This window comes from Thalassotalea agarivorans (assembly GCF_030295955.1).
Lineage (GTDB): Bacteria > Pseudomonadota > Gammaproteobacteria > Enterobacterales > Alteromonadaceae > Thalassotalea_D > Thalassotalea_D agarivorans.
Window position 1 is genome coordinate 827,089 of record NZ_AP027363.1, and the last position, 24,616, is coordinate 851,704.

Consider the following 24,616-nt stretch of genomic DNA (forward strand, 5'->3'; position numbering starts at 1 on the left):
AACCAAAATAAAAAGGAGCATAACAGCTCCTTTTTTTATAACTAAAATATTTGGGGTCAGAACATGTTCTGACCCCAAATATGTGGTTACGCTGAAATCACTGATGGCTCTATCGTGGTGTGGTCAATATGGTATTTATCTTTTAATAGATCTCTAATTTCAGTTTTTAACTGTTCAAAGTCAGCAGGCGTATGGGTAATATGTACTTCTAGGCAAATATCATGCTCGTCTAATTGCCATATGTGAATATGCTTGGCAGAAACAACATCAGTTAGGCTTTCGATATCTGCTTGTACTTGCCTTAAAGAAATGCCGTCCGGTACTGCTTGCATAATGATCAAAATACAGCGTTTTAGCAGCAAGAAGCCGTGGTAAATGACATAAATCGAAATAGCTAGCGTAGCTAGTACATCCACAAAGTACAGTTCAAAAAAGATAATTAACAAGCCCGCTGCAACCACAGCAAGTGAAGCCATTGCATCAGACAAATTATGAATAAAGGCTGCGCGAATATTCATGTTGTCTTTAGCGCCAGCACTGTAGGTGAGAAATGCCGTCGCTAAATCTATCACGAACGCGATACTTGCAATGATGAGTACGATCCAACCATTTATTGGGGTTGGATCAAAGTATTTAACACCGGCTTCATAAATCAGATACAAGCCAATTAGAATCAGTGTAGTGGAATTGATTAATGTGCCAACAATTTCTGCTCGCTTGTATCCATAGCTCATCAACGAGTCTTGTGGACGGCGGGAAATTTTTCGCGCAAATATCGCAACTAATATTGCTCCCGCATCGCTTAGGTTATGCAGTGCATCGGCTATTAGCGATAAACTGCCAGAGACTAAACCACCTATTACTTGGGCAATAGTTAGAAGGATATTAATAATGACCGCTAAGGTTAGCTTGCTATCACCGTGGTGATGATGATCGTGGTGGTGTCCCATAATGCTTTGATTTTATTATTGTAAGTCGTGATTACATTAGCACAGCAACCCTTTTGATAAAACAGAGAATTATATTTGGGGTCAGAACATGTTCTGACCCCAAATATTTTGGTTACAACAAAAAAAAGATTATTTTTTTGAACAAATTGCAATGTGAATAGTCAGTGTATTGTGAAATTAAGTAATATTTACAAGGATTTAAATTGAAGGTTGTATTAATTTTTTGTGCTTTTTCGTTGGTATCAACACAATTGACTGCAAAAGCAGACGAAAGAATCACTTTTGGTGTTGGTTTAGGGCATTCATATAGTGGTTTGGGGGCAAATCTTGGTTATCAAACAGAAGAAAGTTTTACCTATCTATCAGCGGGTTGCGTCGGCTACTCCACACTTAAAGGGTCTACTTGCGGTGCTGGAATAGGTTGGGTTACCACAGCACTTTCGCAAGGGGATAATCATCATGGTATCGGGGCATATGCTGGTGTTGTTGGTGTAGAGCAGGGGGTTTTTGATAATGAAGCAGTATATGGAGCTGCAATAACTTACCACTATTTTTTCAATACCATAGCTGAACCTGGTTTTAATCTAGGTTTTTCCGTGGCTGGTGGCACAGTAGAGTCAGAGTTTGAACTTGTGCCTTTGATCAGTTTCGGTTATCAATTTTAAATGCTGGGGTCAGAACATGTTCTGACCCCAAATATTTTGGATGAAAAAAAGCGAGTGGTTAACTCGCTTTTGAGGTTATTTTGCGTTGGCGCGGGCGGCTTCTTTAACTGCCTGTTTTTCCTTTCTGCGCTGTTCAATCACTTCTTGAACATCACCACCAATATGTGTGTCGCCGCGCTCTTTGGCAAGCTCTAATTGCTTTTGTCGTTCAGCAAAGCGTGCTTTTTGCTCGTCGCTCATTTTGTCATGGCACTTCGGACAACTTACCCCTTTAATGTAGGTATCTTGTTGTTTATCTTCTTCGGTTATCGGCATACGACAAGCAAAACATTGGTCGTAAATACCTTGCTCTAGACCATGTCCAACTGAAACGCGGCCGTCAAAGACAAAACAATCGCCTTCCCACATTGATTCCTCTTGCGGTACTTCTTCAAGGTATTTCAAAATGCCACCTTCTAAGTGATATACCTCTTCAAAACCTTGCTCTTTCATATACGCTGTAGATTTCTCACAGCGAATACCACCGGTACAAAACATTGCTACTTTTTTGTGCTTGTTTTTGTCTAGGTTTTTCGCCACATAGTCAGGAAATTCTCTGAACGTTGTGGTATTTGGATCAATGGCATTTTGGAAAGTGCCAATTTCAACTTCGTAGTCGTTTCGTGTATCGACAAGCACTACATCAGGGTCAGAAATAAGTGCGTTCCAATCTTGTGGTTTTACGTATGTACCAACAACATTAGTTGGGTCGATACCTTCAACGCCCATGGTAACTATTTCTTTCTTCAGTTTAACCTTGCTGCGCTGAAACGGATTTTCATTAGCGTAAGAGTTTTTGAAGACGATAGGGTTTAGACGTTCATCTCGGTGAAGATGTTCAAGTACCGCATCAATACCTGCTTGAGGGCCAGCGATAGTGCCATTAATGCCTTCATTTGCTAACAACAATGTACCTTTAACGTCATTGGCTAGCATGCAGTTTAAAAGTGGATCTTTAAGATCGGCGAAGTTTTCCAAACGCACAAACTTGTATAGTGCGCAGACAGTAATTTTACTCATTTTTTCTCCAGTGAGCTCTCCGTAGCGTAAATACGGTGCTATGGTTGAATTGCAAAGCGTGCCTTGCAACATTAACTAATTTCGGCGCGCATTTTACCAAATATTTTCAAACAATCAATTTATGACGAACAAGACAGCATAGAACAACCTGCTTTGTTCAATGCCCAATCCGGTCGCTTACTCGCATAATGCTCAAAATCAGGCTGCTCGTCATAAGGCTTTTTGAGTAGCGTTAATAAAGTATTTACTTCGCTAAAATCACCTTGTGTTGCCTTGTCGATTGCTTGTTGCGCCAAATAGTTTCTAAGTACATACTTAGGATTCGTTGCATTCATCAAGGTAATGCGTTGCTCAGGTGAAAGCTTGCTTTTATTTAGGCGTTCAATATAACTATTAAGCCATGCAACTAACGACAAGCATTGGTCGTCGTTAAGCGGTGCATAGCACGCAGGCTCGACAAGGTCTTTGGCAGAGCTAGCATCAAAGGGCGCTGTCGTGTTATCAACCTGAGTTAGCAAACGATAAAATATAGTCATATCAAGAGACAAGGCTTGCAGCGTATCTTCTAGGCTTAATAATAAGCTGTCATCACCTTCTACCAAAGTGTCTAGACCTATCTTACTCGCCATCATTTCAAGCCACTTTTGGTGGAATTGTTTAGCAAAATCATTAAGCGCATTTTCAAGCGGTTTAGATTCTTCTATGAGCGGATAAATTGCATTAGCTAATTGGAATAAGTTCCATTGAGCTATTTCGCCCTGGGAACCAAAACGATATCGCTTACCTTGCGCATCGGTTGTGTTCGGCGTCCAATGCAGATCAAAATTATCTATCCAGCCATAAGGTCCATAGTCTATGGTTTCACCGATGATCGACATATTGTCAGTATTCATTACGCCATGGACAAAACCAACGCGTAGCCAATGCACTATCATAGTTGAGGTGCGTTCGCACACTTCTTCAAACCAAGCAAGGTAGGTGTCTTTGTTGATGTCGTTGTCGCTAATTAAATGCGCAAAATCGCGACTAATACAATAGTCGACAAGTTGTTTTAACAGTGCTTTATCGCCTCGGCTAGCAGGCAATTGAAAACTGCCAAAGCGCATAAAAGAAGGGGATACACGGCAAACAATAGCCCCTGGTTCTAATTGATTATCGCCAGAGTAAAACATGTCTCGCATCACTTGCTCGCCCGTTAAACACAATGACAACGCACGTGTTGTGGGTATACCAAGATAATACATCGCTTCGCTACATAGAAATTCTCTCACCGATGAGCGCAACACAGCCAGCCCATCTGCACTGCGAGAATATGGTGTTAGTCCAGCGCCTTTTAATTGCAGCGTAAAATGGCCATTGTCAGTATTTACTTCGCCTAAGTTTATCGCACGCCCGTCGCCTAGCTGCCCAGCCCAATGGCCAAACTGATGTCCGCCATAGTTCATCGCATAAGGGGTTGAATCGGGATGCAATATATTACCAACGAGAAAGTCGGCTAATGCTTCGCCCTTTACATCAGACAAACCAAGTAAATCAGCGCAGTCGCTGCTCCATGCTATCAATGTTGGAGAAGATACTTTGGTTGGTTCGACATTAGAATACGCAGCAGCATTTACTTGACGCGGGTAAACCTCACTTTCTGTATCAGCGGGTAGTTGATCATGAAATTGATTGTCGAAGGTTAGATTGGGAAAAGTCACAGCGATACCTTTGCATTAGATTTACGCAATGTTAACACATTGCCACTTAAAAATAGGCAAAAAAAAGACCCGCCAAATGACAGGTCTCAAGGGGAAAACGTTACAGAGTCAATTGGATAACGTTTTAAGTTGCGAGCATATATCGGGGGGGTGGGCCCCGAAAAATAACTTTCCAAGAGAGAGATATCTAAAAAGTTAATAACTTCATTGTAATATCAGACAGGCAATTGAGTAGATTGATTCCGTAAAAGAATGTAACGAAGTGTAACTTCGCGCCTAAAACCTGTGCCTATCTGAATATTACACACACAATCTATACGCAAAAGAACGGATTATAGTTTAATCGCGTTGCTCACTCTTATGCTGGCGTTGTTGAGACTCACCGTTACATAGTGTGTTGCACCGTTTTGCCTATACATAACTTCCACCAACTCATCCTTTAGATAATTGAGACTAACCGAAGATACTAAATTTTGGTGGACAATGGTTTCGCGATTAAAACTGAGTATTTCTAACACACAGCTTTCATTCTTACATTGATAAACTGATTTTTTAGGTGCTTCAACATTAGCAGATACGTTAAATGTGCAAAGTGCTGTCAAAAAGCACAGAGGTAGTAGGGCTTTCATATATACGTCCTTGATAAAATGTGATTCCTGACTTTAGATTAAACAATATCCAGTTTTCTATCAACTATTAATAATATCAATATGTTAGCTGTCTGATAGAAGCCATGATTAGAACACTAGCGAACTCTCACAAAGGTATTTTTCACCATCGCATCAAGTAATCGCTCTGCTTTAACGTGTTTAAATTGCAGTGGTTGATCTAAATCACCAAACAAAGGAATACCACCACCTAATACTGTAGGGATGGTGGATATGATCATTTCATCGATTAGGTCTGCGGCAAGAAAAAATTGAATGGTTTTGCCGCCATCAATGTATAAGTGATTAAACCCTTTTTCGCGGAGCGTTCGGGTTATTTTTTGGGCACTGCCTTTGGTAAGAAAAACCTTGTCTTCGTATTTCTCGGGCACCGTTGTCATGGTATTACTAAGTACAAAAACGGGCTTGGTGTAGGGCCACGGGCCGTCAAAGCTGGCAACCAGATCAAAAGTGTTTCTGCCCATCACCAGCGCGTCAATGCGATCCATATGTTGGCTAAAACCAAGATCATCGTTATCGGGGTTAGGAATAGTGTGTAGCCAGTCAACGCCATTATTTTTATCCGCGATAAAGCCATCTAAGCTAGTTGCAATATATACGATGTTTGACATGTAACCTCCTAATTATTAATAAAAAATCCCGACAAGACTACTGTTGAAAGCATAGCCAATGAACGGTGATGTTGCACTTTTATTTCAAAAAAAAGGGTAAAATTTAATAAAAAAAATCGTGATATTTTTGTGATAAATACGTGAATCTAATGCAATAATTGCTCGCCATACTCTTGCTCGTTAACTAAAACCATAGAGGAAGAGCAATGAAAAAGACAACACTAATCGCGGGATTCGTAACGGCGGCACTAACAAGTACTGCAGGTGCAGCTGAACTTGATGTAACCATTAGCAACTTAACACAAGGTATTCATTTTACGCCTTTAGTTGTTGCAGCCCATGACGACAGCGGCAAAATGTTTGCCAGTGGCGAAATGGCTAGCCCTGAACTACAAGCTATTGCTGAAGGTGGTTCAATCGATGGCATGGTCACTTTGCTTGGCACAATTAACGCCGATGTTGCTGCAAACCCAGCAGGTGGCTTATTAGCACCAGGCGCATCAACAATGACATCTATGTCTACTGCAGATAGCAATATGTATTTGTCGATTGCGGCAATGATACTACCAACAAACGACGGATTTGTTGGCGTCAACAGTTGGAAAATCCCAACAGAACCAGGCACATATACATTCACTATGAATGCGTACGATGCCGGCACAGAAGTGAATGATGAAATCATTAATGGTGGCGGCGCCTCTGGTACGCCAGGCATTCCTGTAGCGCCAGGTGGTGACGGTGGCACCGGCGGTACTGGTGTTGCAACGACAGAAACTAACTCTTATGTCCATATCCATCGTGGTAATTTAGGTGACGACAATGCAACGGGCGGAAAAAGTGATTTAGATAGCTCTATTCACCGTTGGTTAAACCCAGTTGCCCGCGTAACTGTTGTTGTGAAATAGGAGGCGACATGAAAAAGTTAATCTATTCTGTGGTCGCGTTGACCAGTATCACATTGTTAAGTGGTTGCCCTGATGACGATGATGATGACGTAGTAACGCCAGCGCCAGTTGTTGCGCCTATTGTTACGAGTTATGAAGTGTCAGTAACCAACCTAACTAATGCACAACCTTTGTCGCCAATTGCGCTAGTACTGCATAGCGAAGGAAACTTGTGGCAAGTGGGAGAACCTGCATCGGAAGCCCTAGAACTACTTGCTGAAAGCGGAGACAACAGTGAAGTTTTAGCACTATCAGTTGCACAAGTGAATGCGTCAGGAAGCGGTGTGATTATGCCAGGTGGCAACGAGGTCATTATGCTTTCAGGTGAGGACGTATCAGCAGGGTATCTTTCAGTTGCGACTATGTTGGTAAATACAAACGACGCCTTTACCGGTTTGAACGCTATTGACGTATCAATGCTTGAAGTTGGTGAAAGTATTTCTATGGTTGCAGGTTCTTATGATTCAGGCACTGAAGGAAATATTGAAACGGCAGCGTCAATTCCAGGCCCTGCAGGTGGTGGTGAAGGCTTTAATGCAGAGCGTGATGACGTTGATTTTGTCGCTATGCATCAAGGCGTTGTGTCGGCAGATGATGGGTTGAGTACCTCTGCTTTAACAGAACAACACCGTTTTGATAATCCGACAATTAGCGTAACTATAACTAGGACAGAGTAAACCCTTGGCTGGCGTTGTTGCCCGGGGACTCTGGGCAACAACAATGGCTGATTCCGTACTCATTATTGAAGACGACAACGACATCGCAAACCTGATCGCTGTGCAACTTAAAGAACTGTCACTTCACTGTGAACACAGGTCAAGCGGCGAGGCAGGTTTAGCCAGAGCGTTAGAGAAAGACTTTGCTTTGGTCATTCTCGACGTCATGCTTCCGCAAATGTCAGGACTCGATGTTTGTCGTCAATTAAGAGACACAAAATCGGAGCAAGCTATCATGATGCTAACTTCACGAGATAGTGAAACAGACCGCGTACTTGGTTTAGAACTTGGCGCAGACGACTACATGACGAAACCGTTCAGTGTGCGAGAGTTTCAGGCGCGAGTGCGCAGCCAAATGCGCAAAGTAGCCATTGTACAAAAGCTCAAAAAACAAAAGCTTCTGGCCTCCTATGATGTGTCGAAAGCAATAGCCATTGGACATTTAATTATCGACCAAAACACGCACAGCGTATCCCTAGCAGAAAAACCCATCGATTTAACTTCTACCGAATTTTTGCTTTTAAGCCACTTAGCCGCTCATCCTGAACAAGTGTTCTCGCGCGAACAACTGTTAAGCGCAGTTTGGGGATATCATCATAGTGGCTATGAACATACGGTGAACTCTCATATCAATCGCTTGCGTAGCAAACTTGAACAAGATGCTGGCGATCCAAAGATAGTGCAAACCGTGTGGGGCGTTGGCTATAAATTTAATCCGGCAGGTGTTTGCCATTAGTTATGTCACTCTATCAACGTCTAGCAATCGCACTATGTTTAGTGTTTCTGTTAGTGGCATCAGTCTTTTATATAACCTTTATTTTTGTCGATAAAAACCTAAGAGACCAAGGCCAACAACAGTTACACTTATCGCTCGCTGCAAGCTTAGTACGCGATAACCCTGTGCTGCAAAACAGTCAATGGGACGCGATAGGTTTAAAGAATCTATTTCACACGCAAATGGTGCTTGGGCCAGCGTTTGAATTCTATCTACTTGATGCCGATGGCAATGTGGTCACTCACTCTTATGATGACTCTTTGATCATGCACTCTTCTGTGGATTTGTATCCGATCAAAGCGCTGACGCAAAATTTGCAGCCGCTACCGATATACGGCCGCGATCCTCGTAGTGACGAGCCTAAAATATTTTCAGCCGCGCCTATTTTTCATGGCTCGCAATTGTCCGGCTATGTTTATGTCATAGTGGCAGGGCAGCAATATCAAAAAGTGCTCGAGCACTTATCTTATAGTTCGCATACCACCATGTTAGCGACCTTGATAGTGATAGCTTTATTGCTTTTATTTGGCGTGATGCTGGCATTGTTTCGCTCAATTACTCGCCCAATCAAGCAATTGGCAAACAATATGCAACAACTGGCGATGGCCGATTTCGATATAGATAGCGTGCCTTTGATGCCATGGCGAAAAAATTCATCAAACGAAATAGATCAGTTAGGCCTGGTTTACAACGATATGGCTGAGCGCATTCATTCGCAAATAAGCCAATTGCAGCACAATGATCAGGAACGCAAAAATATGCTGTCGCAAATCTCGCATGATTTGCGCACGCCATTGGCGTCGATGCAAGGCTATGTCGAACTCATGCTATTAGACGAGGGCATGGAAAAGGATAAGCAGCAACGCTATTTAAAAACTGTTTATGGCAACACACAACAACTGAATCAACTGATACACCAAATTTTTGAACTGGCTTATTTAGAAGCAGGGCATGTGACGGTTAATGAAGAAGGCTTCAACCTAATCGAGCTACTTTACGATGTTAAAGCGAAGTTTGCGCCTTCGCTTGAAAACAAAAATATTCGTTTGAATATATCACCTGAGTCTGGGCAAATTGTGCTTACTAGTGATATTGCAAAGTTAGAGCGAGTATTAACCAACTTGATTGAAAATGCGATTCGACATAGCGATAGCGGCAGTGAAATATTATTAGCCGCCACAGCAGCATCAACGGTCTCAATCGTACTAACAGACTTTGGTACCGGTATTCCGCCACAGGACATTGACTATATTTTTGAGCCAAGGTATCGCGCAAGCAACGCGGTTGACTGCAAAGAAAAGCACTTTGGGTTGGGGCTTGCTATAACAAAACAGCTAGTGCAATTATTGGGTGGTCAACTCAGTGTGAGCAGTGAAATGGGTAAAGGGACTCAGTTTACCTTAGTATTTACTCGATAACCTTTTGCATAACAATGGCATCTTCAAACCCCACTTCCTTTGGGTAATAGCCAGTTCTTCTGCCGACTTCAACAAAGCCATTATTAATATACATCAATAGCGCTGCTGTATTGCTCGCACGGACTTCTAAAAACAACGTTTGTGCGCCCATTAGTTCAGCTTGCTGTTCAAATTGTTTCAGTAGAGACTTACCCAAACCTTTGCCTTGCGATGCAGGGGCAATGCAAATATCCATCAGTGTTGATTCACCCGCAATATACTCAGCAATGTAAAAGCCCACTGCGTGTTCTTCACGTTTTGCCAGTTCTCCAAAGTATCTCCCGCCGATGCATGAGAGCATAGTGTTTTCCGACCAAGGATGGCTATGGCATTGGTTTTCAATGGCCATAATTTCGTCAAGTTCAGCAGGGGTGATAGGGTGAAAGCTTAACATTACTGCGTTTGAATAAGCTGATGTTTGGTTATTATTTGCCACAAAGAGCGTTTTAATTGTGCTTGTTGGCTAAGCTGTTCAAGTGGCGGGGTAATCAGTGTACTTTGATCGAATGAAACCGCTTCGCTCGGCGTGAATTGCCAATTAAACATGCCGCAATGCAAGGTGTTATCAGCCAAGGTTACTTCACCAATGGATAGATTTAGCGCGGTTAGAATATCTTGAAACAAGGAGGATGTTTTTAGCAAGTCAAAGTCTATCGCCAAACTATCTGTTTGCGTTGCAGCAGCAGAATCTTTTGTTTGCCAAACAGTGGCACCTGACTCTTTTATAATCGCAAATTGTCGATGATTTAAGTGCATATCAGCAGACGAAATCGAAGTGTTGAAGTAGCTTAATAGTACTAGGAATCAAATAAAAGGAGAAGAAGAAAGTGGCAGGGGTAGAGAGATTCGAACTCCCAACCGTCGGTTTTGGAGACCGCTGTTCTACCAATTGGAACTATACCCCTGCAGCAGTGGAGGGCATTATACCCAAGCTCATCCAAAGGTAAAGAGAAATTCGACAAAAAATATCTGTTCGCCTATTAAATAGGCAAGTGGCGAGCCCGTTGGTGCGTAAAGTCCTGCCATAAGAGATAGTTAGATTTCGTAGAGCTCTAGCGGTAATCCATCGGGATCTTGAAAAAAGGTAAAGCGCTTGCCAGTGAATTCGTCTACGCGCACACCCTCAACGCTAATACCTTGTTGCTTGAGCATTGCAACAGCTTCATCCACACAAGCCACAGAAAACGCTAAATGCCGCAGACCTTGCGCTTCAGGTTGCGTTAACCTTGGCGGTGGATTAGTAAATGAAAACAGTTCCAATTGGCCACCATCAGGTAAGGCTAAATCTAATTTGTATGAGTTTCGAGCTTGCCGGTAATGTTCTGCCAATATGTTAAGTCCGAGTATTTCGGTATAGAAGTGCTTTGAACGCGGATAGTCAGCACAAATAATGGCGACGTGATGAATACGTTGAAGTTTAAGCATAAAAATAGACCGTAGAAAGCACGATAACGAGCAACACATAGCCCGTAAAAAGATATTTAGCACGTTGCTGTTTGCTAGATAATGCCTTTAGTTGTTGGTTGTTCGTTTGTTTAAGCAGACCATTTGCTTTTGCAGAGAAATACACGATAGGAAATTTTCCTGTGCCATTTCCAACAGCCTCTTGCCACAACTTTGGTTCTTCCGCTTTAAATGATTTTAGATATTGCAGCTGCGAAAAACAGAGAAAAAGCAGTAATAAAAACCAGATTGAAGCTATCACCGTGACTACCAACATAATGTATTCTCTCTATAAGAGTGACGTGCCCTTTTTAAAAGGGGTTTATAGGTGAATGTCTGTTTAAACATCCGTTTAAATTTGCGCACAAAAGCGTAAACCAATTGCATCAACGCTGCGTATAACAGTAAAAGTAACGAGATGAGAAGGCAAGATGCAATTAGATTTTTGGAAAAATTCTGGGCTGTTTTGGCATGGATTAACCTTTAATGTCATTTGGATTGTTTGTGTTGTTTTTCAAGTCCCGATTTTAGCAGCAGCGCTAGCACTAGCCTGGTTAGAATGCAGCTTTCCATCAAAGGTTAAGTGGCAACAATTAACGACAATCGCGCTTCTTGGTATTGTCGTTGATTTTCTGTTTACCTACCTAGGCTTTTTTGCTTTTTCAGCTGATACTTTGTCGCCGATTTGGCTCGCCTTTATATGGTTCTGTTTCGCCCGCTTTGCACTCGTCTTTGTCGACAAATTTAGTCTAAGCTTTATCAATATGGCATTACTTTCTGCAATAGCAGGGCCATCGAGTTATTTTGCTGCTTACAAAGCAGGTGCTATTGCAATCGACTGGCAACGCACGGAGTTCCTTGTATGTTACATCTTGTTTTGGGCTGGTGTTTTACCGCTTGTTAAGTATTTAAGGAGTAAATCCTAATGGTTCGAATATTCGCTATTGTTTTCGCTTTTGTCTTGCTGTTAAGTGCCTGTAGCCAATCGATAGAAGACTACGCCCAAAGCCAGCCGGTGTTTAAGTTAGAGACCTTCTTTAATGGCAAAGTAAAAGCGTACGGTACAGTACAAGATGCCAGTGGAGATTTTATCCGCCGCTTTACTGTAGACATCTATGGCAGTTGGGACGGCAATGAAGGTGTGCTAGATGAATACTTTTTTTATGACGATGGCGAAGAACAGTTTCGAAAATGGTTGCTGACAAAAGTGTCTGACAATCAATACCAAGGCAGAGCGGACGATATTATCGGCACAGCACAAGGGCAGCAGTCAGGCAGTGTGCTATTTTGGGAATACGAGATGAATTTGCCGGTAGACGATACCACCTACAAAGTGACGTTCGATGATAAAATGGTAATGATAGACAAAAACCATGTAATGAATGTTGCGCTGATCAAAAAGTTTGGTATTACGGTCGCGACTGTTACGATTTTTTTTGAGAAAGTAGATAACAGCCGCGTGTTGAATATGTAGGCTAGTTGCTTTCTTCTTCAGGCACTAAAGCTTTAAGTTCTGAGCTCATTGGCACTAACGGTTTAGCTAAGTCATTTTTCTGGGCGTTTGCTATCGTCTCTATACGTTCCTCTGTGCCAGGGTGACTGCTATAAATCAGCAAATGTTCATCGCTTTCATGTTGGCTTTGGATATAAGTGAAAAACTCTTCAGCGCCATAGGTATGGCCATACACTTTCCTTAACAAAGACAATGCAAATTCATCGGCTTCACGTTCCATATCTCTGCCAAAAGACAAGGTAGCAACGCCAGCGCTATGACCGATTAACGTTTCTTGACCAAATGAATTCTCACTGCCAAATATCAATGTAAACGCTAACTGTAAACTTGCGGCACTGGCAAATTGTTGAATAGGATGGCGATAATAAATGTGCCCCAACTCATGGGCAATCACCATAGACAAGGCATTTTCTGACGACACATTAGCAATCAAGGCGTCAGCTACAAAAATATTGCCGCCCAAGGTGGCAAACGCGTTGGCTTCTGCTTGATGAATCAAATAAGGGTGGATTTCCATACCTTCTGGCAGGTCTGCTTTGGCGACAAGTTTGTCCACTAATTGGCCAAGCGCTTGTTGCTTTGAAATCTCTATTTCTTGCGACTGTGCAATAAATTCTGGATCGAATGTTTCTACAACATCCACTTCCCACTGGAAGGGTATCGAGGTCGCAAACAATCTAGTAGCGATCGAAATAGCAAAAATGATCACAATTGCAATGAGTAAAACGCCAGCGACAAGTAGAGCAAACTCCTTTAGTGGGTGCTCACTACTGGCATTGACGTTTTCTTTAAATACGGGATTTTTACGCGGTAACATGTTGCTGCGTTTGCTTTGGAAAAAACGCCGTACCGTAGGCAAGTACCTCCACACTACCGATACCATTTTGTGCGTTACCGGAAATGCGACTGGTTTCAAATCTCACGTTGATAACACCTTTGGCATTAAGTGATTGCGCTTCTTGTTGCATGCGAATAAGTGCTTCTCTTCGGGCTCTATCGATTAGGCTTTCGTAGGTGCGTAAGCGTCCACCAAAAATAGATTTAAGGCCAGCGCTTATCATTTTGAAATAATCAACAGAAATCACCACGCTTCCTAAGACTAAGGTGTGTTCAAGCCCTTCAAACTCTCTAGGTGGAGTTTTATCAGCAAGCATAATAATGTTGCCAAGTTTACGCTCATTTAGGCTAATACGGGCATAATGATTGCGTTCCGCTAAGCGTCCAAATAGGAAACCGAGCAACAGCAAAGAAAGAAAGATGATCAGCTGGATAGGAAAACCTTCCATTAGGCTTCTCTTAATTGCACCGCGGTGCCATAGGCTAATATTTCTGAGGCGCCTGCGGTAATAGCCGACGTTGAAAAACGCACGTTGATGACACCATTTGCGCCAAGGGCTTCTGCTTGCGCTATCATACGGCTTATCGCTTCTTCACGAGACTCTTGCAAAAGCTCAGTGTAACCGCCAAGCTCGCCACCAAAAATATTTTTTAGCCCAGCCATAATGTCGCGGCCAGCATGTTTTGCACGTACTGTACTGCCTTGTACCAAACCTAAATGCTGTGTAACGACTTTGCCCGGAACTTGTTCAATGTTGCTTATGATCATGTATAAATCTTTATGTCATTGTTTTGCATCATTAAACCATACTGATTTTAGGAATCAAATAGGTTTTTGAAACGAAGTGTTTCAGGGTATGGGAATACATCTTCAAATACGCCACGCGCAATATTTTGTTGGCGTTGCTGCCAGCAACTCGCTTCAAGCAAGTCAGCGTGATACTTCATAAAGGCATTACGATATTTTGGGTTTGCTAGCGCAAAGGTTGCCAATTCTTCAGGAAACATATCGCCAGGTTCTACGGTGTACCAAGGTTCCGCGGCATAAATTTGCTCTTCTGTTATCGGCTGTGGTTTAACGCGAAAATTAACCTCATTCATATAGGTAATTTCATCGTAATCATAAAAAATAACGCGACCGTGTCGGGTGACACCAAAGTTTTTCAATAACATGTCACCAGGAAAAATATCGGCTGCAATCAGCTGTTTGATTGCCTTACCATAGCCGTACATCGCATTGTCAATTTCATCGTCAGACGCCTCGGCTAAATAGAGGTTTAATGGCGTCATGCGACGTTCAATATACAAATGCTGAATAATGATCAAGTCGTCTTCATAGCGAATAATCGAAGGGGCGACCTTGGTCAGTTCTTCCATCAATTCGTCAGAAAAACGGTTTTTAGGAAAGGCAACTTCTGAATATTCCATAGTATCTGCCATACGGCCTACACGGTCATGCAGTTTGACCAGTCGATATTTCCCTTTGACATCTTGCTTGGTCATTTTTTTACTAGGCGCAAATTTATCTTTAATGATTTTAAACACGTAAGGGTAGCTAGGTAAGGTAAATACTGACATCACCATGCCTTTAATCCCGGGTGCTAGTTCAAAATCATCGTCACTATTTGCTAAATGGTTAAGAAAGTCGCGATAAAACTGTGTTTTACCTTGCTTGTGAAAACCAATGGATGAATATAATTCAGCGTAGGTTTTATGTGGTATTAAACCGTGCAGAAAATTAACCAAGCTTTTTGGATGCGGGCAGTCTACAAAAAAGTAGGCGCGAGCGAAACCAAACACAACCGCCATTTCTTCTGAGTTGGTTAGCAGCGCATCAATTTCTATTTGATTTTGCTCGTTAATCACGAGCGACACGATAAAGGGCGTTTCACCTTTAGGAGAAAGCACTCTGCCAATAATATAAGCCCCTTTATTTCGGTAAAACACACTGTCTAGGATATCCAATATTAGGCGTTCTTCGTTGTAGCGTGTTTTCTCTGCTGTACTAGCGAACGCTGAAATCAACCGCTCGATGTCACGTTCTAAGTTGTGAAAAGATATGTTGAACTTAGGTTTATTTAAGATCTCTTGGATAACGCTTTTGAGCTCGCCATTTTTAGGCTGGTAGCGGGTATAAATGGGTGCACAGGCAAGATTTACACTGGCTTCACTCGATTCCACAAAAATATAAGTGTTTAAATAATATTTGCGTTCAAACAAGAAACAGAACACCGAATTATAAAAACTTTCTGCCAATTCGGGCTGGTCGTGTGCAAGCAAGAGCTTTTCATAATGCATTTTTACCGCTTGCCATAAATCTGGATCGAGTTGTTTAACAAAAAAATCTTGTTTAATCGTTTCTATCGCTTCTTTGACACGCAGATCATAAAAGTCGGTACGTGCTTTGGCAGCGTCTTGCACTTCTTGCCATTCTCGCTTTTCAAAGCGATCTTTTGCACTGGCGGTAATTTCGCTAAATAAAAAGATGTGGCGTTCAAAGCCATTAAGGATGGTTTTTGCAATTGCAAAAGCTAGATTCGTCATTAAAAAACCCCAACTGTTACTGCCTATCAATATACTGCACTGAGGCTATGAATCACCTGTTTTTTTTAGTTATGGCGCATATTTTTTAGATTAATGGTTATTTTTCGTTTAGTCGCTAAAACTCTGGTCGTTTCGTTAACTAAAGATAAACGTGAATATAAAGCGAATATAAAACCAAGGTAAGTCAAACTGTGTAAGCAATAAACAGCTAAACATCCACACATTAAATAGCGATCACGAAAGTAAATTTGTTAACACTTTTATCGGTTAAAAACACACCTTAAACTTGCCAAAACGCCCCGAAAACTCTAAACTTGCGCAGTTTTTTATTGCTATTTTTAACAGCCTGTATGCGCGTATCAGATTTTGCTTTTGAACTTCCTGAAGAACTCATCGCTCGCTATCCTAAAGCGGAGCGTACCCAAAGTCGTCTAATGACCTTAGATGGTGACTCTGGTCAACGTCAGGATCTTGCCTTTACCGATATCATCAATCAACTCAATGCAGGTGATTTATTGGTGTTCAACAATACCCGCGTTATACCGGCTCGTATGTTTGGCCAAAAAGAAAGTGGCGGCAAAATAGAAGTGTTAGTAGAGCGTATGCTAGACGATAAACGCGTGCTTGCACACGTGCGTTCAAGTAAAGCGCCAAAACCAGGTGCTAAATTAATTCTTGAAGGCACAGTTAACGCCACTATGGTGGCTAGACATGACGCGCTATTTGAAATTGCCTTTGATAGCGACAAAAACGTCTTAAATATATTGGAAGACATCGGCCATATGCCGTTGCCTCCTTATATTGATCGCCCAGACGAAGACAGCGACAAAGAGCGTTATCAAACGGTTTACAATGAAAAGCCAGGTGCTGTCGCAGCGCCAACCGCTGGCCTACATTTTGATGAAACCTTGTTGCAACAACTTAAAGACAAAGGTGTTGAACTGGCGTTTATTACACTGCATGTAGGCGCAGGAACTTTCCAGCCAGTGCGTGTCGACGAAATTGCCGACCACATAATGCATGCCGAGTATGTAGAAGTTCCGCAGGCGGTGGTCGATCAAATTAATCAAACGAAAGCGAGCGGTGGTCGCGTTGTTGCCGTAGGCACAACATCGGTGCGCTCGCTAGAAAGTGCAGCTAAGGTTAGCGCAGAGAAAGGCCAGCCTTTAACTGAATTTTACGGTGATACAGATATTTTTATAACGCCTGGCTTTGAGTTCAAAGTGGTTGATGCGTTAGTGACTAACTTTCACTTATCTGAATCTACCTTGTTGATGCTTGTAAGCGCATTTGCTGGCTATGACAATATCATGTCGGCTTATCAGCATGCTGTTACAGAAAAATATCGATTTTTCTCTTACGGCGACGCTATGTTGCTCAACAAAAAAACAAGCAAGTAAGCGGTTAATCAAACCATTAACTGCATTTTTGCCGCCGGCCTGTTTCGCTGGTGGGCTAAGGAAAACAGATGAAACAAAAAATGACATATGACCTGCTAGGTAAAGACGGAAAAGCGCGCCGTGGCCGCTTGACGTTTGAACGCGGTACGGTTGAAACACCTGCATTTATGCCAGTGGGTACCTACGGTACGGTAAAAGGTATGAAAGCAGAAGAAATCAAAGAAATTGGTGCCGAGATTATTCTAGGCAATACCTTTCACTTAATGCTTCGCCCGGGCACCGACATCATTGAACAACATGGTGACCTGCATGATTTCATCAATTGGGACAAGCCGATCTTAACCGATTCAGGCGGCTTCCAAGTGTTTAGCTTAGGTGCAATGCGCAAAATTACCGAAGAGGGCGTTAAGTTTAGTTCGCCGGTAAACGGTGAAAAAATCATGTTAACGCCAGAAAGGTCAATGGAAGTGCAGCGCAAATTAGGCTCTGACATTGTGATGATCTTTGACGAATGTACGCCATATCCAGCAACCCACAAAGAAGCAAAAGACTCAATGGAAATGTCACTCCGTTGGGCGCAGCGCAGTAAAGATGCACACGGCGACAATCCAAATGCCTTATTTGGTATTGTGCAAGGCGGCATGTATGAAGATTTACGCGAAACCTCAATCGAAGGCTTGAAATCAATTGAGTTTGACGGTTATGCCATTGGCGGTTTGTCGGTGGGTGAACCGAAAGAAGATATGATTCGCATATTAGATCACACACCAGACTTGATTCCTGAAAATAAGCCCCGATATCTAATGGGAGTAGGGAAGCCAGAAGACCTCGTTGAAGGTGTTCGCCGTGGTATCGACATGTTCGATTGCGTTATGCCAACGCGTAATGCACGTAACGGACATTTGTTTGTGACTGACGGCGTAGTAAAAATTCGTAATGCAAAAAACAAAACCGATACAGGACCTTTAGATCCAGAGTGTGATTGTTACACCTGTAAAAATTATTCTAAGGCCTATTTGCATCACTTAGACAAATGTAACGAAATTCTGGGTTCGCAGTTAAATACAATTCACAACCTTGCCTATTACCAAAGGTTGATGAAAGGATTGCGAGACGCAATTGAGCAAGGTAAATTAGACGACTTTGTTGCAGATTTTTATGCTCGTCGTGGTAAGGAAGTGCCACCACTAGCAGGTAGTGAAACAACAGATTAAATAATTAAAACAAGAGGATATTATGAGTTTATTTATTTCGACAGCCCATGCGGCAGCACAACCAGCACCACAAGGTGCAGGCTTTGACATGTTAATCATGTTAGCTGTATTTGGTTTAGTGTTTTATTTCATGATCTATCGCCCACAAGCAAAGCGTGTTAAAGAGCACAAAAACTTGATGACAGCCTTATCAAAAGGCGACGAAGTGCTTACGCAAGGCGGCCTTATTGGCAAAATTACTAAAGTGTCTGAAGACAAAGACTTTATGGTAATTGCCATTGCTGAAGGTACAGAAGTTGCTGTACAAAAAGCGGCTGTGTCTGCTGTTTTACCGAAAGGTACAATGAAGTCTCTTTAATCGAATATGCCCGCAAATTAGCGGGCATTTTTGTTTAGGGGAAACTTCACAACAATGATTAGCTAGGATGAACTTGTGTTAAACAAAAATCCATTATGGAAAACGCTAGTGGTGGTTTTCGTTGTCGCCATTGGTTTGTTATACGCCTCGCCTAACTTGTACGGAGAAGATCCTGCCGTACAAATTTCAGGGCTTAGAGGTGCTCAAGCGACGACACAAACACTAGACACTGTTAAGGCAGACTTAGAATCTGCAGACATTGCTTTTAGTAATATCGAATTAGACAACGGGCAAGTACTTGTACGTTTTACCAATACTGAAAATCAGTTAAAAGCGCGAGACGTGCTAGATGGTAACTTAGGTAAGCAATTTTCTGTTGCTTTAAATCTTACGCCTGCGACACCTGAATGGCTAGAAGCCTTGGGCGGTAGTCCAATGAAGCTTGGTCTTGACCTAAGTGGTGGTTTAAGTTTCACCATGGAAGTCAACATGAAAGAAGCGGTGAAAAAAGCGCAAGAAGGCATGATAGGTGACATACGCACAGAGCTACGTAGCGAAAAGATTCGTTACCGCACAGTTAAAGCTGCTGGTGATGATATTGAAATTCAATTTAGAAATGTTGAAGACATTGATAAAGCAGAAAACTATTTAAGCCGTCGTAATAATGATTTTGTTTACCGCGCCAATGAAGACAACCTGACTTTAAAAGTTAGCTTCACTGACCAAAAATTAAAAGAAATTCGTGAATACGCATTAGAGCAAAACATTACCATTATTCGTAACCGTGTTAACGAATTAGGTGTTGCAGAACCACTTGTTCAGCGCCAAGGTCAAAAGAACATCGTAATCGAATTACCTGGTGTTCAAGACAGTGCTCAAGCAAAAGAAATTTTGAATGCGACAGCAACAATCGAATTTCGCTTGGTTGATCAAAATGGCGATTTGTCAGCGGCATTAAATGGCCGTGTACCGCCAGGCTCACAATTACTTGAAGATGCCAATGGTCGTCCAAGTTTAATTAAAAAACGTATCATGCTAACTGGTGACCACATTGTAGATGCAGGTTCAGGCTTTGACGAAAACAGCCGTCCACAAGTTAACATTTCGCTAGATTCTGCTGGTGGTACGCGCATGTCTAACGCCACTAAATCGAACATTGGTAAGCCAATGGCGACAGTATTTATCGAATACAAGCCAACAGATCGCAAAGATGCTGAAGGCAATACCATCTTCGAAAAGCATGAAGAAATTATTTCGATTGCAACGATTCAATCGCGTTTAAACAAGTCGTTTAGAATTACAGGTTTGGATTCACCGGCTGAAGCACATAACCTTGCGTTGTTGCTACGTGCTGGTGCCTTAATCGCGCCTATTCAAATTGTTGAAGAACGCACCGTAGGTCCATCGCTAGGTGCTGAAAACGTTAAATCAGGTTTCCAAGCTATCTTGGTTGGCTTTGGTTTAGTGTTCTTGTTTATGGCGATTTACTATCGTGCCTTTGGTTTAGTTGCTAACTTAGCGCTAGGTGCAAACCTGGTATTAATTATCGGTATTATGTCGATGATTCCGGGCGCAACACTTACCTTGCCGGGTATGGCTGGTATCGTTTTGACCGTAGGTATGGCGGTTGATGCAAACGTGCTGATATTTGAGCGTATACGTGAAGAGATTCGTGCTGGTAAATCGGTGCAACAGTCTATTCATCAAGGTTACGACTCTGCGTTCTCAACCATTTTGGATGCCAACATTACCACGCTAATCGCAGCACTAATCTTGTTTGCGGTAGGTACGGGTCCAATCAAAGGTTTCGCCGTAACATTATCTATCGGTATTATTACGTCGATGTTTACTGCTATTTTACTAACCCGTGTTGTTGTTAACGGCGCTTGGGGCGGTAAGAAGCTAGACAAGTTATCGGTTTAAGGAAAGCTCATGTTTCAAATATTAAAACTAGACAGTACCGTTAGTTTCATGCGCTTTCGTAAAGGCGCAATGATATTCTCATTGGTGTTAATGCTAGCCGCTATAGCCTCGTTGGCAACCAACAAGCTTAATTTTGGTCTCGACTTTACCGGCGGTGTGTTGGTAGAAGTTGGCTTTGAACAATCAGCTGACCTGGCTCAAATTCGTCAAGTCATGACGGATAACGGCTATCCAGATGCGGTTGTTAAGTTATACGGTAGCTCAAAAGATGTGGTTATTCGTTTAGGTCAACGTGATGAAAAAGCAGAAACCTTAGGTAACGACATTGTTACTGCACTTCAAACAGGTACGGGCCAAGCAATCGAAATGCGCCGTATTGAATTTGTTGGTGCAAGTGTTGGTGACGAGCTCACCGAACAAGGTGGCCTTGCTGTTTTAACAGCGCTTATCTGTATCTTGGTTTATGTTGCGTTTCGTTTTGAATGGCGTTTCGCCCTAGGCTCTGTTGCCGCACTTTTCCACGATGTTGTATTGACGTTAGGTTTGTTCTCGCTACTTGGCTTGGAATTTGACCTTACCGTACTTGCAGCAATATTGGCGGTTATCGGTTATTCATTGAATGATACCATTGTTGTATCAGACCGTATTCGTGAGAACTTCAGAAAAGAGCGTATTGCAGACCCAGAAGAAATCATCAATATTTCTTTAACGCAAACGTTTAGCCGTACCATCATTACCTCAATTACAACTTTGCTTGTACTTGCGGCCTTGTTCACCTTAGGTGGTGAGCTTATCCACGGCTTTGCAACTGCGCTATTGTTTGGTGTATTTGTTGGTACATACTCTTCAATCTACGTGGCAAGTTCTGTTGCCCTTGGTCTAGGTATTTCTAAAGAAGACCTTATCCCTGAAGTGGTTGAAAAAGAAGGTGCAGACCACGAGCAATTATTGCCTTAACGCTTAATTGTCTAATCTGTAAAAAAGCCCCTAGCGTTAGGGGCTTTTTTTGTTTTTTTTCTGCATTAAATAAGCGATTAAACGTCTACCAAATTGGCGCTATTTAACACCAATGTATACACTCTAGACTATGAACAAACAAGGCGTGTAATTAATGCGTGTATTTTCAAAACAGCGACGTTTTTACTTGTTAAAGAAAAAGTTAAGTACTTATTTGGTTTATGCGTTGGGTGAAATTGTACTGATTGTTTTTGGTATTTTATTTGCGTTACAAATCGCTAATTGGAATCAAGACAAGAATGATCAGCAGAAAGTACAAGCGTGGCGCATAAAATTGACAGCCGAATTTGAACAAAACCAACTAGCGGTAGAGCAAGCCATCAAAGATTTAACTACTGTTACGGGCGAGTTATCCGCCTTCTTATCACTAATGGGACCCGAGCCAGAGATAGCAGAAGACAACAAAATCTATAACTACATCGCTGTTTATTTTTGGAACCCTAGCTATACTCCTCGCACAATAGTATTCGATCAATTTGTTGACTCTGGCGACATTGATTTACTCAATGATCTAGTGTTGAAAGATGCCTTATTGGAGTGGAAAACGGCAATCAGAAACAACCAAATGTTGGTAGAGTCTATCTCTAGTCACCAAGATACAATGGCGGAAGGCTGGCAAGATTTGTACCGCTGGAAAAGTTCTATTGCGATGACTGGCTGGATTAAGCATATGCCGGAAAGTCAATTTCCGTTTGACCAAAATGCTTTATTGTCTTCCCCTGCATTAGAAAATGCGGTATCAATGAAGTTGATATTGACTGAAATGCAACGCCTAAATGTTCAAACTGCAAAGCGACAACAAGCTAACATACTGTCGCTATTGATGGGCGGCTAGCAGGCAAATATCCGTAATCGAGTCGCCAAAATACAGCAGCAGAATTTAATTTTATTTACGTTTGTAAAAAGTTAGATTATTGTTTTAATTGCAGGTTAAAAAACAAGCTACAGTGAATATAAACGTTTTGTAAAGAGTTTACCTATGAAAAACAAAGGCTTTACCTTAATAGAACTTGTTGCAGTAATCGTCATTTTAGGGATTTTAGCGGTCACAGTATTACCTAAATTTGTCAATATACAAACTGACGCAAAAATAGCCGATCTAGAAGGTGTAAAAGCGGCCATGGAAAGTGTAGCAACGCTAGCATATTCAGAAGCGGTTATTCATGGTACGGAACATGCCGAAAGGACAATTGCCCCAATGATATGGATCCTAATAGAGACGGTTTTCCCTCGATCGAAACAAACCTAGGTTACTTAGAGCTGAAATACGGCTACCCAGAAGCAGAAGCTGAATTTGGTTTAGGTATATTAGACTTAATGAATCTGGGAAATAAGGACTTTGAGCAAGGAGATTTTGATGTTTGTTTTGGCAGTGGTAATAGTAATTGCCAAACGTCACAAAATAGCTCAAGTAGCCATGTTCGCGTTGGCTTTGGATTAAGGAATGATGATGGCTCTGCTACAGGCGCTAAATGTTACGTACGTTACATAGAGCCTGGAGGCACAAACAATGCTAGCAGCACTGAATATCAAATCATTGTTGAAACAGATGACTGCTAGCTGTTTTAGCTATTCCACAAGTTCTATTCGTATATTTTTCTCGGCATCTTTCATATACGCCATAATATCTTCTGTACTATTTGGTGCGTACAAGCGAATTAATATCGCCCAGTCAGGCTCAACGTCGATGTTATTGGCTTGTCCAGGCGTGTTGAAATAAAAGGTATAACTGCCATCGTCATTTGGCTGCGCTTGTCGATTATTTAACGCAAAATTATCGGTTACAATCCAACCTTTGCTGCCATAAGTGGTCACAGAGAAAAAGCCGCCTTTATCAAATTGCAGTGGCGGCACCGTCAAGGTGATTTTAGATGGTGCGCCTTGTTTGGCTTGACCGGTTGGCTGGATGGTATTTAGGTATGCCGCATCCTTTATTGGCAAGCCAAAAATGCCCACAGCCGAGGCGATAAGAAACTGTGTCGCTTCTACTTCATCCTTATTGCCAAAATAGTATTCTGGATAGATTGCTTCCGACATGCGAGCTTTTAGTCGAGTCCTTGTTTCGTCTAACGATGCTTTATCGAAACCTTTCGCTACATAAGGGTTTGCCGAATTTGCAGCTATTCTGATATTGTCTTGGTGTTGATGCGCTTCTACAAAACCTGCTTCATCAAGCGAGCGCACGCCTGTTCGCGTATTGAGAAAAAGGTGGTTACCTGTAGAAACGTCTTCTGTGGTGAAAGTGCGCTCCTCACCTGGGTAAATTACGTCAATGGTATATTGGTTTTCATCAATCACTTGAATAACAGAATAGACATCCCAACTAGGGTTCGATAGCGTTGCGCCTTGCGAAATATCGACCACGGCATGGCTGTACATCACATCTTGATTTTCTCGCACAACAAATTGATTGTCTTTGCTAGACATAGTTCTGGAGTGTCTAAAGGTATTCACTGCATAGTCTTTGCTGTGATCGGCAAAATAGCGATCAGTTTCGGCAAGGGTAAAGTTGGACTCATCGACATAAATGCCTTGTGTTTTTTCGGGCTTTTCAGCAGCTTGTTTAGGTGTTGGTTTTTCGCATGACACAATCAATAAACTGACGACAAAAAGGGTAATGAACAAGGTACTTGTTTTCAATGGTGAAACTCCTATTTGAGTGAATAAAACGTTGTCTACCTTATTGATATAGTTGATAACGTTGCCGATGTCACGCTAGACATAGTTGTTTAAGAATTTTCCATGTAGTTTGTTCTCCAACAAAAAACAAACACTTGTTTAATCTGTATAACTAATCTAAATTATTCAGTTAATAGTAAATA

The 24,616-nt window shown here is 42.0% G+C and carries 28 protein-coding genes and 1 tRNA gene; 15 read left to right on the forward strand and 14 right to left on the reverse strand.

The window, feature by feature from the left end; translation table 11 throughout:
* Positions 1 to 86: 86 nt before the first annotated feature.
* Entirely contained in the window at positions 87 to 950 is an 864-nt protein-coding gene (locus QUD85_RS03830; RefSeq protein ID WP_093327757.1) for a cation diffusion facilitator family transporter, read from the reverse strand.
* A 203-nt stretch (positions 951 to 1,153) separates the two neighbouring features.
* On the opposite strand from QUD85_RS03830, the gene QUD85_RS03835 reads away from it, so the two are divergent.
* Positions 1,154 to 1,615 (forward strand): hypothetical protein, encoded by a 462-nt coding sequence (locus QUD85_RS03835; protein WP_093327756.1) that lies wholly within the window; start codon positions 1,154 to 1,156, stop codon positions 1,613 to 1,615.
* Positions 1,616 to 1,690: 75 nt separating this feature from the next.
* Here the strand turns inward: QUD85_RS03835 and trhO are convergent, their stop codons facing one another.
* The 3 genes from trhO to QUD85_RS03850 all read right to left on the reverse strand — a co-directional run bounded on the left by trhO (position 1,691) and on the right by QUD85_RS03850 (position 5,653).
* The gene (gene trhO / locus QUD85_RS03840; protein ID WP_093327754.1) at positions 1,691 to 2,674 is read right to left on the reverse strand and encodes an oxygen-dependent tRNA uridine(34) hydroxylase TrhO; all 984 of its coding nucleotides are present in this window, start codon (positions 2,672 to 2,674) and stop codon (positions 1,691 to 1,693) included.
* Between the two features lie 119 nt (positions 2,675 to 2,793).
* A complete protein-coding gene (locus QUD85_RS03845; RefSeq protein ID WP_093327752.1) occupies positions 2,794 to 4,374 on the reverse strand; it encodes a protein adenylyltransferase SelO in 1,581 nt (526 codons plus the stop codon).
* A gap of 745 nt (positions 4,375 to 5,119) precedes the next feature.
* Positions 5,120 to 5,653, reverse strand: coding sequence for a dihydrofolate reductase family protein (locus QUD85_RS03850; RefSeq protein ID WP_093327749.1), 534 nt, complete (start codon positions 5,651 to 5,653; stop codon positions 5,120 to 5,122).
* A gap of 206 nt (positions 5,654 to 5,859) precedes the next feature.
* On the opposite strand from QUD85_RS03850, the gene QUD85_RS03855 reads away from it, so the two are divergent.
* From QUD85_RS03855 to QUD85_RS03870, 4 genes are read left to right on the forward strand one after another with little or no spacing between them, the layout of a single operon-like run.
* Positions 5,860 to 6,558, forward strand: coding sequence for a spondin domain-containing protein (locus QUD85_RS03855; protein ID WP_093327748.1), 699 nt, complete (start codon positions 5,860 to 5,862; stop codon positions 6,556 to 6,558).
* A gap of 8 nt (positions 6,559 to 6,566) precedes the next feature.
* Positions 6,567 to 7,274 (forward strand): spondin domain-containing protein, encoded by a 708-nt coding sequence (locus tag QUD85_RS03860; RefSeq protein ID WP_093327746.1) that lies wholly within the window; start codon positions 6,567 to 6,569, stop codon positions 7,272 to 7,274.
* A 43-nt stretch (positions 7,275 to 7,317) separates the two neighbouring features.
* The gene (locus QUD85_RS03865) at positions 7,318 to 8,049 is read left to right on the forward strand and encodes a response regulator transcription factor (protein WP_093327745.1); all 732 of its coding nucleotides are present in this window, start codon (positions 7,318 to 7,320) and stop codon (positions 8,047 to 8,049) included.
* A gap of 2 nt (positions 8,050 to 8,051) precedes the next feature.
* Positions 8,052 to 9,506: a sensor histidine kinase gene (locus QUD85_RS03870; RefSeq protein WP_093327743.1), complete on the forward strand. Its 1,455-nt coding sequence runs from the start codon at positions 8,052 to 8,054 to the stop codon at positions 9,504 to 9,506.
* Here the strand turns inward: QUD85_RS03870 and rimI are convergent.
* The 5 genes from rimI to QUD85_RS03895 all read right to left on the reverse strand — a co-directional run bounded on the left by rimI (position 9,496) and on the right by QUD85_RS03895 (position 11,265).
* A complete protein-coding gene (rimI, locus tag QUD85_RS03875; protein ID WP_093327742.1) occupies positions 9,496 to 9,939 on the reverse strand; it encodes a ribosomal protein S18-alanine N-acetyltransferase in 444 nt (147 codons plus the stop codon). The genes QUD85_RS03870 and rimI overlap by 11 nt on opposite strands.
* A complete protein-coding gene (locus QUD85_RS03880; protein WP_093327740.1) occupies positions 9,939 to 10,301 on the reverse strand; it encodes a DNA polymerase III subunit psi in 363 nt (120 codons plus the stop codon). The genes rimI and QUD85_RS03880 overlap by 1 nt, the downstream gene beginning before the upstream one ends.
* A 72-nt stretch (positions 10,302 to 10,373) precedes the next feature.
* Positions 10,374 to 10,450, reverse strand: a tRNA-Trp gene (locus QUD85_RS03885).
* A gap of 130 nt (positions 10,451 to 10,580) precedes the next feature.
* Positions 10,581 to 10,970: an SMU1112c/YaeR family gloxylase I-like metalloprotein gene (gene gloA2 / locus QUD85_RS03890; RefSeq protein WP_093327739.1), complete on the reverse strand. Its 390-nt coding sequence runs from the start codon at positions 10,968 to 10,970 to the stop codon at positions 10,581 to 10,583.
* Complete coding sequence (locus QUD85_RS03895; RefSeq protein WP_093327737.1) at positions 10,963 to 11,265, reverse strand: hypothetical protein; 303 nt, start codon at positions 11,263 to 11,265, stop codon at positions 10,963 to 10,965. The genes gloA2 and QUD85_RS03895 overlap by 8 nt, the downstream gene beginning before the upstream one ends.
* 154 nt (positions 11,266 to 11,419) lie before the next feature.
* Between QUD85_RS03895 and QUD85_RS03900 the strand changes: the two genes are divergently transcribed.
* Together QUD85_RS03900 and QUD85_RS03905 are read left to right on the forward strand one after the other, a co-directional pair.
* Entirely contained in the window at positions 11,420 to 11,914 is a 495-nt protein-coding gene (locus QUD85_RS03900) for a DUF2878 family protein (RefSeq protein ID WP_093327735.1), read from the forward strand.
* The gene (locus tag QUD85_RS03905; RefSeq protein ID WP_093327734.1) at positions 11,914 to 12,462 is read left to right on the forward strand and encodes a DUF3833 domain-containing protein; all 549 of its coding nucleotides are present in this window, start codon (positions 11,914 to 11,916) and stop codon (positions 12,460 to 12,462) included. Before QUD85_RS03900 ends, QUD85_RS03905 begins: the two co-directional genes overlap by 1 nt.
* Position 12,463: 1 nt before the next feature.
* Here the strand turns inward: QUD85_RS03905 and QUD85_RS03910 are convergent, their stop codons facing one another.
* The 4 genes from QUD85_RS03910 to aceK are packed head-to-tail and all read right to left on the reverse strand — an operon-like array spanning position 12,464 to position 15,882.
* On the reverse strand, positions 12,464 to 13,318 hold the full coding sequence (locus QUD85_RS03910) for a M48 family metallopeptidase (RefSeq protein WP_177168837.1): 855 nt from the start codon (positions 13,316 to 13,318) through the stop codon (positions 12,464 to 12,466).
* A complete protein-coding gene (locus tag QUD85_RS03915) occupies positions 13,305 to 13,787 on the reverse strand; it encodes a YbjQ family protein (protein ID WP_093327731.1) in 483 nt (160 codons plus the stop codon). The genes QUD85_RS03910 and QUD85_RS03915 overlap by 14 nt, the downstream gene beginning before the upstream one ends.
* Positions 13,787 to 14,107 (reverse strand): YbjQ family protein, encoded by a 321-nt coding sequence (locus QUD85_RS03920; RefSeq protein WP_093327729.1) that lies wholly within the window; start codon positions 14,105 to 14,107, stop codon positions 13,787 to 13,789. The genes QUD85_RS03915 and QUD85_RS03920 overlap by 1 nt, the downstream gene beginning before the upstream one ends.
* 47 nt (positions 14,108 to 14,154) lie before the next feature.
* Positions 14,155 to 15,882 (reverse strand): bifunctional isocitrate dehydrogenase kinase/phosphatase, encoded by a 1,728-nt coding sequence (aceK, locus tag QUD85_RS03925; protein WP_093327727.1) that lies wholly within the window; start codon positions 15,880 to 15,882, stop codon positions 14,155 to 14,157.
* Positions 15,883 to 16,232: 350 nt separating this feature from the next.
* Here aceK and queA point away from each other — a divergent pair, with 350 nt between their 5' ends.
* From queA to QUD85_RS03965, 8 genes are all read left to right on the forward strand, one after another.
* Entirely contained in the window at positions 16,233 to 17,282 is a 1,050-nt protein-coding gene (queA, locus tag QUD85_RS03930) for a tRNA preQ1(34) S-adenosylmethionine ribosyltransferase-isomerase QueA (protein WP_093327726.1), read from the forward strand.
* A gap of 68 nt (positions 17,283 to 17,350) precedes the next feature.
* Entirely contained in the window at positions 17,351 to 18,496 is a 1,146-nt protein-coding gene (tgt, locus tag QUD85_RS03935; RefSeq protein ID WP_407705088.1) for a tRNA guanosine(34) transglycosylase Tgt, read from the forward strand.
* 22 nt (positions 18,497 to 18,518) lie between these two features.
* Positions 18,519 to 18,854, forward strand: a complete 336-nt coding sequence (gene yajC, locus QUD85_RS03940) for a preprotein translocase subunit YajC (RefSeq protein WP_093327724.1) — start codon at positions 18,519 to 18,521, stop codon at positions 18,852 to 18,854.
* Positions 18,855 to 18,929: 75 nt separating this feature from the next.
* Positions 18,930 to 20,777: a protein translocase subunit SecD gene (secD, locus tag QUD85_RS03945; protein ID WP_093327723.1), complete on the forward strand. Its 1,848-nt coding sequence runs from the start codon at positions 18,930 to 18,932 to the stop codon at positions 20,775 to 20,777.
* 9 nt (positions 20,778 to 20,786) lie between these two features.
* The gene (secF, locus tag QUD85_RS03950) at positions 20,787 to 21,734 is read left to right on the forward strand and encodes a protein translocase subunit SecF (RefSeq protein ID WP_093327721.1); all 948 of its coding nucleotides are present in this window, start codon (positions 20,787 to 20,789) and stop codon (positions 21,732 to 21,734) included.
* 154 nt (positions 21,735 to 21,888) lie between these two features.
* Positions 21,889 to 22,629: a DUF6090 family protein gene (locus tag QUD85_RS03955; protein WP_093327720.1), complete on the forward strand. Its 741-nt coding sequence runs from the start codon at positions 21,889 to 21,891 to the stop codon at positions 22,627 to 22,629.
* A gap of 144 nt (positions 22,630 to 22,773) precedes the next feature.
* Positions 22,774 to 23,043: a type II secretion system protein gene (locus QUD85_RS03960; RefSeq protein ID WP_093327718.1), complete on the forward strand. Its 270-nt coding sequence runs from the start codon at positions 22,774 to 22,776 to the stop codon at positions 23,041 to 23,043.
* Entirely contained in the window at positions 22,998 to 23,354 is a 357-nt protein-coding gene (locus QUD85_RS03965; protein ID WP_093327716.1) for a hypothetical protein, read from the forward strand. Before QUD85_RS03960 ends, QUD85_RS03965 begins: the two co-directional genes overlap by 46 nt.
* Positions 23,355 to 23,363: 9 nt before the next feature.
* Here QUD85_RS03965 and QUD85_RS03970 read toward each other — a convergent pair whose 3' ends face one another.
* Positions 23,364 to 24,434 (reverse strand): DUF1254 domain-containing protein, encoded by a 1,071-nt coding sequence (locus QUD85_RS03970; protein WP_093327715.1) that lies wholly within the window; start codon positions 24,432 to 24,434, stop codon positions 23,364 to 23,366.
* Positions 24,435 to 24,616: the final 182 nt, after the last annotated feature.